12 protein-coding genes are annotated in these 12,475 nt (G+C 41.2%); 4 read left to right on the plus strand and 8 right to left on the minus strand.

Translation table 11 applies throughout. The annotated features are described in order from the left end of the window. From guaD to xdhA, 6 genes are read right to left on the minus strand one after another with little or no spacing between them, the layout of a single operon-like run. Positions 1–1,365 (minus strand): guanine deaminase, encoded by a 1,365-nt coding sequence (gene guaD / locus P20495_RS17005; RefSeq protein ID WP_008134140.1) that lies wholly within the window; start codon positions 1,363–1,365, stop codon positions 1–3. Positions 1,366–1,367: 2 nt separating this feature from the next. Continuing rightward, positions 1,368–1,718 carry a hydroxyisourate hydrolase gene (gene uraH, locus P20495_RS17000; RefSeq protein ID WP_008134141.1) on the minus strand — a complete coding sequence of 117 codons (351 nt, stop codon included), beginning with the start codon at positions 1,716–1,718 and terminating at the stop codon, positions 1,368–1,370. After that, positions 1,715–2,215: a 2-oxo-4-hydroxy-4-carboxy-5-ureidoimidazoline decarboxylase gene (gene uraD, locus P20495_RS16995; protein ID WP_007378418.1), complete on the minus strand. Its 501-nt coding sequence runs from the start codon at positions 2,213–2,215 to the stop codon at positions 1,715–1,717. The genes uraH and uraD overlap by 4 nt, the downstream gene beginning before the upstream one ends. Then, positions 2,212–3,102 (minus strand): xanthine dehydrogenase accessory protein XdhC, encoded by an 891-nt coding sequence (xdhC, locus tag P20495_RS16990; RefSeq protein ID WP_008134145.1) that lies wholly within the window; start codon positions 3,100–3,102, stop codon positions 2,212–2,214. Before xdhC ends, uraD begins: the two co-directional genes overlap by 4 nt. Next, positions 3,095–5,434, minus strand: coding sequence for a xanthine dehydrogenase molybdopterin binding subunit (gene xdhB / locus P20495_RS16985; protein WP_008134147.1), 2,340 nt, complete (start codon positions 5,432–5,434; stop codon positions 3,095–3,097). The genes xdhC and xdhB overlap by 8 nt, the downstream gene beginning before the upstream one ends. Next, entirely contained in the window at positions 5,421–6,920 is a 1,500-nt protein-coding gene (xdhA, locus tag P20495_RS16980) for a xanthine dehydrogenase small subunit (RefSeq protein ID WP_008134150.1), read from the minus strand. The genes xdhB and xdhA overlap by 14 nt, the downstream gene beginning before the upstream one ends. A 225-nt stretch (positions 6,921–7,145) precedes the next feature. Between xdhA and P20495_RS21455 the strand changes: the two genes are divergently transcribed. From P20495_RS21455 to P20495_RS16965, 3 genes are all read left to right on the plus strand, one after another. After that, entirely contained in the window at positions 7,146–7,316 is a 171-nt protein-coding gene (locus P20495_RS21455) for an ATP-binding cassette domain-containing protein (protein WP_007378414.1), read from the plus strand. A 104-nt stretch (positions 7,317–7,420) separates the two neighbouring features. Next, on the plus strand, positions 7,421–8,017 hold the full coding sequence (locus tag P20495_RS16975; protein ID WP_008134152.1) for an RDD family protein: 597 nt from the start codon (positions 7,421–7,423) through the stop codon (positions 8,015–8,017). 746 nt (positions 8,018–8,763) lie between these two features. Further along, entirely contained in the window at positions 8,764–9,399 is a 636-nt protein-coding gene (locus tag P20495_RS16965) for a trimeric intracellular cation channel family protein (RefSeq protein WP_008134160.1), read from the plus strand. 2 nt (positions 9,400–9,401) lie between these two features. Here P20495_RS16965 and P20495_RS16960 read toward each other — a convergent pair whose 3' ends face one another. Beyond that, a complete protein-coding gene (locus P20495_RS16960) occupies positions 9,402–9,836 on the minus strand; it encodes an N-acetyltransferase (RefSeq protein ID WP_008134163.1) in 435 nt (144 codons plus the stop codon). Positions 9,837–9,933: 97 nt separating this feature from the next. Continuing rightward, a complete protein-coding gene (locus tag P20495_RS16955; protein WP_008134164.1) occupies positions 9,934–11,400 on the minus strand; it encodes a DASS family sodium-coupled anion symporter in 1,467 nt (488 codons plus the stop codon). Positions 11,401–11,685: 285 nt separating this feature from the next. Between P20495_RS16955 and P20495_RS20105 the strand changes: the two genes are divergently transcribed. Then, positions 11,686–12,475, plus strand: a 790-nt coding sequence (locus P20495_RS20105; protein ID WP_033015066.1) for a DUF417 family protein, incomplete at its 3' end; no start/stop codon positions are given.

Consider the following 12,475-nt stretch of genomic DNA (forward strand, 5'->3'; position numbering starts at 1 on the left):
TTAAGCCTCTTCTAATACCGGTGAGCGGGTGTCTGAAAATTGATTGCTATCATCGCGCTTATACACACTTTTACCCATAATATAGGTTTGCTCAACGCAGCGGTCGTCGCCTAACATCATCATTGCAAATAGTTTTTCATGCAGGGTTTTGGCATGTTGTATTCTAAATTTTAAAAACGAAGTTGCCGAACAATCCATTACAATAAAATCGGCTTCACAACCGGCTTCAAAATTACCAATTGTCCCTTCTAAATCGAGTGCTCTGGCACCGCCGAGAGTTGCTAAATACAGCCCTTTAAATGCTGAAAACTTTTGACCTTGTAATTGCTGGATTTTGTACGCTTCGTTACCTGTTTGTAGCATAGAAAAGCTTGTTCCTGCGCCTACATCGGTACCCATGCCTACGTTTATACCGTGCTCTTCACAGGCTTTTAAATTTAAAAGTCCTGATCCTAAAAATAGGTTTGAGGTAGGGCAGTGCGATATTGCCGCATTGTTATCTGCAAGGCAGCAAAGCTCGCGCTCAGATAAATGAATACTATGGGCAAATACCGAGCGTTTCCGTACCATTTTTGCTTGCTCGTACACGCCTAAGTAATCATCAAACTCTGGGAATAACTCTTTTACCCATTCGCACTCGTCTTTGTTTTCAGATAAGTGTGTATGCAGGTAGGTGTCTGGGTATTCTTCCAGTAATTGAGTGCATTTTTGAAGTTGCTCAGGGGTTGATGTAGGGGCAAAGCGTGGTGTAACTGCGTAGCTTAACCTATCAACATTGTGCCATTTTTCGATGAGGGCTTTAGATTCGTCATAACTTGTTTGCGCGCAATCAGATAAGTCGTCAGGGCAGTTACGATCCATCATTACTTTACCGGCAATCATGCGTAAATTGCGTTTTTGTGATTCTTTAAAAAACGCATCAACCGATTGCGGATGCACAGTGCCAAATACAAGGGCAGTGGTTGTGCCGTTGCGCAGTAGCTCGTCTAAAAAGCGATTAGAGATCTCTTTTGAATAATGCTTACACGTGAACTTTTTCTCTGTCGGAAACGCATACTCGGTTAACCAACTTAGCAGTTGCTCGCCGTACGCACCCACCATTTCGGTTTGTGGTAAGTGTATGTGGGTGTCAATCATACCAGGCATAACGAGTTTGCCATCGTGGCGGATAACACGCGCTGATTTATCAATTGTAGGCAGTATGTCGTGCTCGTAGCCAAGCTTAACTACTTTGCCGTGCTTGATAACTAATGCGCCTTTTTCAAAAAAACGATGGGCGTTTTCGCCAGCAATGGCAGGGTCGTCAACAAAGTCGAGTATATCGGCACAAACTACTGTTAAATTATTATTATTTTGTGTACTCATTATTAGCTACCTCTGTATGTAGAGTAGCCAAACGGGCTAAGCAACAACGGAATATGATGATGTTTAGTATCTTGTAATCTAAACGTTATTTGCGCCTCTGGGTAAAACGCAGGGGTAGGCTGGTTTTGGTAATAACTATCTAAATCAAATACTAGCTTATAGGTTGTAAATTCTACTTCTGTATTTAGCCAGTCGGTAATTCGCCCATCGCTATCGGTTGTGCCTTGGGTTAGTTGTACCCATTCGTTATTTGTAAGCTTAAATAGCTTAACAGCAACGTTTGCTGCTGGTTTTCCGGTGCTGGTATCGAGTATATGGGTGGTTATAGGGCTTTTGCTCATACTTTTATTCATAGCAGTGACTCCAATCTTATTTTTGTTATTTTGGCTTGTTCGCCCGCGGCTATATTTAGCTCTGTACTGCGGGTGTTGTGTATGCGCTGCTCTATGAGTTCGAGCATTTGTTCGGCCGTTTTACCGGTGGCGCACACAATAAAAATAAAGCCAAACTTGTTCAGGTACTCTTTATTGAGGGCAATCATTTTGGTAAGTACGGCTTCGTTTGCTTTGCTCATACCCGATTGCTCATGCCCCGCTTTTTGTGCGGTAGCAGCGTATTTTTTGCTAAGGGTTGATAAGTCGCCTATTTGCGGGTGGCCTTCAAAGGCAGCTAAATAGTCGCTTTCGCCAAGGCTATCCCATATGCTTTGTGCGCATTCAAACAGCTGTTGAGCACTTTTAAATGGCATTGCTTTTATCATGCCCGCTACCCAGTTAGGGGCCGCGCAGCAATGCTCAAGTGCTTGTTTTGCTTGTGCATCATTTAGCGTATTTATTTGTAAACTGCTCATGCGTTTACTTCCTTCTGCGTGGTGTTAATTAAGGCATTTTTTAGTGTGCGCCATTGCAAGCCTTGGCGTTTTGGCGCTTGGGTTTGCATAGCCTGATAAAGGCCAATAAGCTGTCCACTAATCGAAATAGCCACTTCCATTGGCAATTTGCCCGTAATGTTTTTAAGCCCAACAGGGCAGGTCATTTGCTTTATTTGATCGGCTGTAAAATCGCGATGAGCTAGGCGTTGTTTAAAACGTTTTGCTTTAGTGTCAGAGCCAATAACGCCCAGCCAATTGGCATCGGCGCGTTTAATAATGGCTTGGGTGAGTGCAAAGTCGAGCTGGTGGTTATGGGTCAATATTAAGTAGTTGTTAGCTTTAGGCGCACGTTTTACTTGCTCTGTTGGCTCTTCATCAACCACTTTTACTACGTTATTTGGAATAACCTGTGGGAATACATCGGCGCGGCTATCTATCCAGCGTATGCGCATAGGTAGTTGTGCCAATATACCAATAAGCGCCTGTGCTACGTGGCCTGCGCCGTAAATGTCGAGGGTAAAGCGCTCGCATTGCATGCATTCAAGCATAACGGTGGCAGCCCCGCCGCAGCACTGGCCTAAATTTGCACCTAGGCTAAATTGCTCTATTATTTGGGCGGCTTCGCCTTTGGCAAGCAGTTCGCGGGCTTTTTCTATTACTACGTATTCAAGGTGACCACCGCCAAGGGTGTCGTAAATATGCTCGCCGCTTATTACCATTTTAGAGCCTGTACCTCGTGGGGTTGAGCCATTGGTGCCAAGTACCGTGGCAATTATATAGTTAGTGCCGCTTTGTTCATGCTCGTTTATAGCCTGCGCCCAATTTTGAGTATGAAAACCCTGAAACGACTCATTTAAATTAGTCATGTTGATGCTCCTTAAACCAACTAGCGGTTTGCTCAATTGCACTTAATACTCGCTCTGGGGTTGCGGGTGTATCTAGTGGGGCGGTGTATTTGCAATCAGCCACACTGCTTATTGCATTACGAATAGCGCTCCATACACTAAAGGCCAACATAAATGGCGGCTCGCCTACGGCTTTTGATCTAAACACGGTGGTTTCTGGATTTGCTGAGTTATAAAGATTGACGTTAAATTCGGCAGGGGTATCGCCAATGGCTGGTATTTTGTAGTTGGCTGGGCCAAAGCTTGCAAGCTGGCCTTTATCATTCCATTGTAAGTCTTCGGTTGTTAGCCAGCCCATACCTTGCACAAAGGCGCCTTCAATTTGGCCTATATCAAGAGCTGGATTAATTGAACTGCCTACATCGTGCAGTATATCAACGCGGGTTACCGTGTTTTCGCCAGTTAGGGTATCTACTTCTACTTCGCTGAGTGCTACGCCGTGAGCGTAGTAAAAAAATGGGCGGCCTTCACCTTTGGCTCTATCGTAATGAATTTTTGGAGTGGCGTAATAACCGGTAGATGAAAGCGATATACGATTCATGTAAGCAAGATTTGCAAGTTCGCTAAAGCTAATTTCCCCTTTACTAAAAGTAATGAGGTTATCTTTAAATACAACAGTGTTGCTGTCTACTTCAAAGTGCTCGGTAATAAAGTTTATTAAGCGCTCTTTTATGGTGTTTACTGCATTTAGCGCCGCCATACCGTTTAAGTCGGTACCACTTGAGGCAGCTGTTGGTGAAGTGTTTGGTACTTTGTCGGTACGCGTAGCGCTTATGCTTACTACGTTAAAATCGACCCCAAAGCCATGGGCCACAATTTGCGCAATTTTGGTGTTTAGCCCTTGGCCCATTTCGGTGCCGCCGTGGTTTAAATGTATAGAGCCATCGCTATATACATGTACTAATGCACCGGCTTGGTTTAAGTGTTGTACAGTAAACGATATACCGTATTTAACCGGCGTCATCGCAAGGCCTTTTTTGATAATAGGTGACGATACGTTAAATGCTTTAATAGCCTCTTTACGTGCCCAGTAGTCACCCGACTCCTCAAGCTGGCTTATCATATCTTTTAAAATATGTTGCTCTACGGTTTGATGGTACGGCGTGGTATCGCGGCCTTTTTTGTATAAATTGAGTTTTCGGATCTCAAGCGGATCTTTACCTAATTTGGCGGCTATATCGTCCATTATTAGCTCGCCCATAATCATTCCTTGCGGGCCACCAAATCCTCTAAATGCGGTATGGCTTACGGTATTTACTTTACAGCGATTACCCTTAATTGTGGCGGCTGGGTAGTAGTAGGCGTTATCGGCATGAAACATGGCGCGGTCTACAATTGCATCTGATAAATCAGGCGAGTAGCCACAAAATCCGTTTACGGTAATGTCGGCACCTTCTATTAAACCATTTTCGTCAAAACCAACATGATAGTGATTATAAAAAGGGTGGCGCTTACCGGTTAATTTAAAATCGTCGCTGCGGGCTAGGCGCATTTTTACTGCGCAGCCAAGGTGGTAAACCGCAAGGGCTGCAAGGCATGCCCATGGTGCGCCTTGGGTTTCTTTGCCACCAAAAGCACCGCCCATACGGCGGGTTTCTACGTTTACAAAGCTAAATGGCTTTTTTAAAATTTTAGCAACTAAGTGCTGCACCTCAGTAGGGTGTTGCGTAGAACATTGAACATGAATGCCCCCGTCGTTATCAGGTTGCGCCAGCGCTATTTGGCCCTCAAGGTAAAAGTGTTCTTGCCCGCCTATGTTTATTTCGCCTTTAAGCTGGTGGGCTGCGTTATTAATGGCGTTTTCGCTGTTACCACGGTTAAGTGAATGAGGCGGCCTTACCCAATGCTCTTTGCTAATTGCTTCTTTAATATCAAGTATGGGTGTAGTTTGCTCGCACTCTATAACCACTAAACGTGCCGCGCGGCGCGCTATTTCATAGGTGTCGGCAACAACAATTAATACAGGTTGCCCGTGGTATTGAATTTCATGGTTAGTGAGTAATACGTCACCAGGAAATACTGGGCCAATATCTAATTTACCCGGTACATCTTCGGCCGATAAAATACGTTTAACGCCTTCAACTGCCAGTGCGTGACTTGTATCTATTGATTTAATAAAGCCGCTTGTAACAGGGGCGAGCACTGGGTAAGCATGCAGGCAACCGTATGGCTCAGGGTTATCGTCGGCAAAATTTGCACTGCCACAAACTTGTTTAATAGCGCTTTCGTGATATTTAGACTGTCCAACGCTACCACCTTGCGCTTTTAGTTTATCCATTTCAAAGTGACGCATGTGAGATCCTCGTAATGGCAATGTTGTTATTGTTGCGTGCTTGCGACTCACAAAACTCAATACCAATGCGTTGTAATAAGTTTTTGCTTACCGTAGTGCGATAATGCGCACTGCTTCTTACATCGCTCATAGGTGTAAAGTCATCGTTAATAGCCGTTGCTGCGTCTATAAAGCTACTTACTTGTAACGATTGAGATATCAGCTTTTGCTCAATATGCTGCGCGCGCTTAGGAATAGCTGCCATACCGCCCATAGCGCAGCGGGCTTGAGTAATCATGTTTTGTGAATGCTCTATAGCAAGTACCAAACAAACGGTAGATATATCGTCTTCAAAGCGTTTTGATATTTTATGACACGCCAGTTTTAGTGACTCTGGGCGCTTTGGGATGGTGAACTTGCTAATTACTTCATCGCTTTTAAGAACTGTTTTTTTGTAATCAATAAAGTAGTCGGCAACTTTAATAGTGCGCGTACCAGCGCTGCTTAATAAATCCATTGATGCATTAAGAGCGATTAAAAGGGGAGCTGGATCGCCAATCGGAGAGGCATTCCCTATGCTGCCACCTAGTGTGCCGCTGTTACGTACTTGGCTTGATCCTAAGCGTTCAAATAGCTCTTTTGACTCTGGGTAATGGTTATAAAATGCCTCAACAAATTGGCTATAAGGTAGCGCTGCACCTATGTGTAACTCACCGTTATTATCTGCCAAGGTGCAAAGATCCTTTACTTGGCTAAGGGAGATAATTACATCCGGTAAGAGCATGTTTTGGCTAAGCTCAATGGCAAAGTCGGTGCCACCAGCAACTAAATGTGCATAAGGATAAAGCGCTTTTAGCTCAACAAGTTGCTGGGCCGTTTGTGGTAAGTAAAATTTGCGAGGACCATTTTTTAAAAATGGAATATCGTCATCATATTGCGTATTAAGTGATGCTTTAAATTGAGCGGCCATTGCTGAGTACGGTTCAGCTTTACGCTCATAGCTATAGGCTTTTTCGGCTGCAAGTAATATTGGGCTATAACCTGTACAACGGCATAAGTTACCACCAAGTGCATGAATAACCGCTTTTTTACCAGGGTACGTTGGTTCATTAATATAAAGAGCCAACAAACTCATTATTATACCGGGCGTGCAAAAACCACATTGCGAACCATGGCACTCTACCAGTGCACGTTGTACGGGGTGTAAATCGGTTAAGTTTGGGTATAAGCCAGTAGTCACAGCCTCTACTGTTACTATATGTTTTGCATGCGCATTACCTAATAACAATAAACAGCTGTTCATTGTTTTGTATTGCCAACTAGTTTGCCCGTTTGCATTTATACGCTCTTCACCTACTAAAATTGTGCACGCGCCACAGTCGCCAGTTGCACACCCTTCTTTGGTGCCCACTTTCCCTTTTTTGGTGCGTAGCCAGTCCAAAATGGTGAGACTTGGCGAACATTCTTGTACTTCAATTGGCGTGTTATTTAATAAAAATTGAATCACACAGACCCCCTTAACTTTTATAAAGCCCTGATACATAAAGGCTTGGCGTATGTTTTTTCTTGTTGTTTGCGCACGGGTAACAAAAATACTTTTTCATCTTTAGTTAGCTTATTGCAGTTACTATGCCATTGTTGACCGCTTGGTCAGTTAGTGGTTCAAAGCGGCAAAATTGTCGAGGTGTAGGTAATAACGGCGTAGCCTTAAAAATAAAGCTCGGTAAAGTGAATGCTTTTAATATGTGGATCCAAAGGTGAAAATGGTGCTGGTAAAAACACATTAATGAAAATGCTTTATGGTGTGATTAAACCTGACCAAGGGGACATGTTTTTTATAATGAATATAAAAGAACTTGCTGATACGCGCGATTTAGGAGCACGCTTGCGGTTCGAGTTATAACAACGTCAACACGTTATGGTATGTTATTAAAATCACATAAACATTTGAATAACCTAAATTAATTGTGTTAAATTACATTAAATGAAAATGCGGACTTGATTTAAATGGACTCTCAAATTGATTTTTCTACCTACACTTTAGATGAGCTTTACTCATCAGCGAAAGCTATAGATCGCGAAGCCTACCCAGAGCGAGCAAAAGAAATAGACAACTTAATTAAAACGCGAGAAGCGCAGAGCCCATCTGTAAATGTTGTATCAAAAGTAGCAGGAGAAAAAGCAACGCGCTCAGATAGGTTAGTGGCTGCTATTGTTGATGGCGTTTTAGGTGTTGTTTGTTTTATACCTGTATTCATACTCGTAGGGTTTGATAATTTAAGCCAACCAACACTTACTTTATCTGCAGGTTTGCTAGGTTATGGCATATTAAGCACGTTAGTGCTTCATGGTTACCTTATGTACCAACGCGGACAAACAATTGGTAAATCTTTAATGTCTATCCGCATTGAAAATTTAGACGGTACACAAGCAAGCTTTACTACAATTTACTTTAAACGCATGCTTTGTATGCAACTATTATCACTTGTCCCTTCGGTAGGTCAGTTTATAGCTGGTTTTGTTAATCCATTATTTATATTTGGAAAAGATAAACGCTGTTTACATGATCATTTAGCGGGAACAAAAGTAAGTTATGTAGATTAATCAAGATATTAATTAGGACAACTTTGCCCGGATTTAAGTTTGATTAGCAAAAGTTACAAAATGGCGTATTTCACTAAATTGGTAATATAATTAATAAACCTTACCGATTGTTTTTTGACTAGTAACCAAGGATGATTATGAAAAACAACACACAGCTAATTTTAGCACTAGCGGCTTCTTTAATTTGTTACTCAACATATATATTATTCATTGGTTTTCTTACCGCGGCGAAAATCAATGAGGTGATAAATGAGAATATTTAGGAAAACAAACGAGTTTGATAAACTGTCGAGGCGTTACGCATGTATTAAATGTGGTACTTGGGTGAGCATAAAAGCCCAAAACTGTATGCAGTGCCAGCATAGTTTTACCAATAATGATAAAAGCTCAATGCAAACACTCTATAATCAAAATAAAGAACAAAATTGGCAACATGCAATATTGCCTATTATTTTTGTAATATTGGTAATAGCTTTATTGTTCATTTAATTTTTGCTTAAAATTTAAAAGTGCTCGGCTGCAACTCTGTAACAAAATCCCTCTGTACTTTAACGTGTAAAAACTACCCATAATTAAAATAATTACTCTTGTTAATCCTTCACTAAATATCACATAGCTAATATTTTTTAATAAATGAAATAAGCTTATAAATTTCAGTCACTTAAATTGTGGGTTTATTTATATTCACTCAGTTTTTTGGCACGTAAGTTGATACAACTCCTTATAAATTTTAAAAAGGAATTACGATGACTGCTGAATACTTTATGGTACTAGGATTACTCGGTGTCGCATTTTTTGCTGTTGCAGGCGCGTTGCTTGGGTATGAGAAAAATATTAGCGGCTTTGGTGTCGTAGTGGTGGCAACGGTTACTGCATTAGGGGGCGGCACCCTCAGAGATATACTTTTAAACAAACCGGTATTTTGGATTGCTACCCCAGAGTATCTATATTCGACCTATGGGGCCGTTATAGCTGCGGTTGTATTTATTCGATACTTACCGCGCGTTAATAATTACTACTTTTTATTAGTAGACGCTGTTGGTATGGCGTTATTTAATATTATAGGGATAGAAAAAGCACTCATTAATGGCTCTGGCATGGTGGTCGCAATTACCATGGGCATTACTACAGGTATATTTGGTGGTTTAATACGCGACGTAATTTGCCGTGAGGTGCCAACTGTTATGCGCAGCGAACCTTACGCCTCTGCGTGTTTAGCGGGTGGTGCAGTTTATGCCGCTTTATTTAGCCTTAATGTAGATTACATTTGGTGTATTTTAGGCTCATTTTTCACGACTATCTTTTTAAGATTAGGCTCTTTGCATTGGGGTTGGCATTTAACTATTTTCAGAAAAAAAGACTTCAGAGATCAAAGCGACTAATTTTAGCTACGAATAGCCCGCGTTTGCATGTGGTACTCGTAATTATCCTCACCCGTTATAGTAAAACCCAGCCGCTTATAAAGTCCTAATGCTGGGTTGTTTTTAAGCACGGTGAGTTTAATGGGTTTTGACTGCGCATTTGTAATTACTTGTTCAATAACCGCTTTCCCATACCCTTTATTTTGGTGCAATGGATGTATTTGTAATTGCATTATTTCAACGTGTTGGGCGTGTGTTTTGTATTTTAAAGTACCAATTGGTACCTCATTTATAACTATAAGATGGGAGCAGTCATATTGGTCATCAAGCCTTAAAACATGCTGTTGAACTGTTAAAAATAACCCGGCATTTTCTAAGTGTTCAACCATAGTCAGCTTTCTGAGGCTTAATAAGTAGTCTCGGTCTGAATATGCTGCCTTTATGAATTTAAAAACCATAGTGCTCCCTTGCAACAGCCTTAATGTTTATATTTGTAGAACGAACCAAAATAAGTGCGCAGTATTAAATGTGCAAGCCAAGCTAACAAAGGCAATACTACCAATACCCAAGTGCTTTCCACCAAAGCCCGCCAACAATTCCCCATACACTTAAATTAATAACGCTCATTATAAGGCCCATTACCCACCAGTCTTTTAACGATACATAGCCTGAGCCAAACACTATGGGAGATGTGCCTGTTGCGTAATGTGTTAACGACATCATTAGTGATGAAGCGCCTGCTAACAGTAAACCTAAAAATAGAGGCGGAGCGCCAAGCGCTAAACCTGCGGCGTAAAATGCGGCAAACATAGCAGTAATATGTGCTGTGGTACTAGCAAAAAAGTAATGAGCATAAAAATACACAGCTACCAATATAATGGCCGATACAATCCAGTCAAAGCCCAGTTGCGCAATGTTGCTCTCAACAAGTGTTGAAAACCACGTTACCAAACCTAGTTTATTTAAAAAAGTGGCCATCATTACTAATGCTGAAAACCAAACAACGGTATCCCACGCAGACTTTTCTTTAAGTACATCGTCCCAGCTTAATACACCAGTGACTAATAAAACCGACAAGCCTAAAAAAGCCACTGCGGTTGTATTAACTGCGTAGTCAGCCCCTAAAATCATTGCAGGCACGCCGGCCCATAAAATAAGCAGCATGGCAAAAACACCCACCATTATTTTTTCGCCGTAACTCATTGGGCCCATTTCAGTTAATTTAGATTCTGCGTAGGTTTTAGCGTCGGGCGTACTTTTAACTTCAGGTGGGTAAATGGCATAAACAACCAAAGGCACAAGGACAATGCATAGCAAACCAGGAACAAGCGCTGCCAGCGCCCACGTACTCCAAGTAATACTAATATTTGCACCAGTAGCATCTGCAATAAGTTTTACAATTAGCGGGTTTGGCGCAGTCGCTGTAATAAACATAGCTGATGTAATAGGGTTTATATGGTAGCTCACTAAAGCAAGGTAGTGCCCAATTTTACGAGATGTGCCTTCCTCAGGGGACGAGCCAAAGCTTGTTGCTATCGACTTCATAATTGGGTGAATAATAGCGCCGCCTCGCGCGGTATTACTTGGCGTTACAGGTGCTATAACAAGTTCAGAAAGTGCGAGTGCATAGCCAATACCAACTGTTTTTTTACCAAAAAGAGAAATAAAATTATAGCCAATACGATTTCCCAAACCAGTTTTAGCTAAACCCCGAGAAATAATAATAGCAATACCAATCAACCAAATTAATGAATTAGAAAAGCCACTTAATGCATCTTTAATAGCGCCAGATGGGCTGTCATTAGTTACGCCGGTTAACGCAACAGAAGTAATAGCTAAAATAGCAATGGCGCCGATAGGCATTGCTTTACCAATAATGGCAACTACAGTACCAATAAATAAAGCGAGCAAATGCCATGCGTTTTCGGTAACACCTTGTGGAGGCGGTACAGCAAACCAAAGTAGTAAAACAATGGCTATAGAAATCAGTCCAGAGGTAACTCGAATATCAGTACCCTTCATTAAAAATGTCCCTAAGTTTTAGAAATGCATGCATTCTGTTTATTGAAAAGGCGACGTTATTCTACTTCATTTAATAATAAAAAAGATGACGCACATCATGTGAATATTAGACTTATTTAATTTTATTAATAAAGAGGAAATAAACTATAAACTAAAGTGAATGATTAAATTACCCGATGAGAGCTTACGTTGTGCTTAATCAACTCATATTTTTTAAGAGTTAGTTTGAATTGTTTTATCGGCTCGTAAGGTCTTTGTAAGTCCTGATGAATACTTGGAAATACAATGAACTTAAAACTAACCAATAACGTGATTACTTTTTTATTAGCGAGTAGCTTTTTGTTACTTGGCTTATCGTTTGCGTTAGGAGCAAACCCTAATACGTTAACGGCTACGTTTAGTTTTTATGGCGTTGATTCGCTAATGTCTGTATCTGCATTAGGTTTGATTAGTGGCTCATTTATGATTGCCTTAGCGTTTGCCACCGTGCTCGCTCGCCTTAAACTAATGAAACCTACGCCAGCACTTTTACTTGCAGCAATTATAAGTTTAGTTGCATTACTTACCTTGTTTGCCAGTAACCGTTGGATGGCGCAACTTGGCGGCTTTCCAATCATTGGTAGCGGGCAGGGCATAATTAAATACTTTGCTGTAGTGCCTTTGTATTTATTTTTGTTTTATAAAGAAAAACTTACCGACAAACAACACGTACTTTTAAACTTTATACCGGTTGCTATGGTTTTACTGTGGATTGGCGGCATGAAGTTTTATGAGTTTGAAGCAAAAGGCATTGTAAGTTTAGTAGAAACCTCACCGTTTATGTCGTGGTTATACACGGTATTTAGCGTACAAGGCGCGTCTAACGTGATTGGCGGGTTTGATGTATTATTTGCTGTGTTATTGGGCTTAGGGCTATTTTTAAATAATAAAAAGCTAATTATTGTAAGTGGCTTAGCGTGTTTAAGCGTATTTATGATGACCCAAACATTCCTAATTACCGCAACCGGTGCATTTAGTTCTTCCACTTTATTGGATCGTTTAGGGCAATTTGTAATTAAAGATTTGTGGTATATAG

Source organism: Pseudoalteromonas sp. BSi20495 (assembly GCF_000241185.1).
GTDB classification, from domain to species: Bacteria; Pseudomonadota; Gammaproteobacteria; order Enterobacterales; family Alteromonadaceae; genus Pseudoalteromonas; species Pseudoalteromonas fuliginea.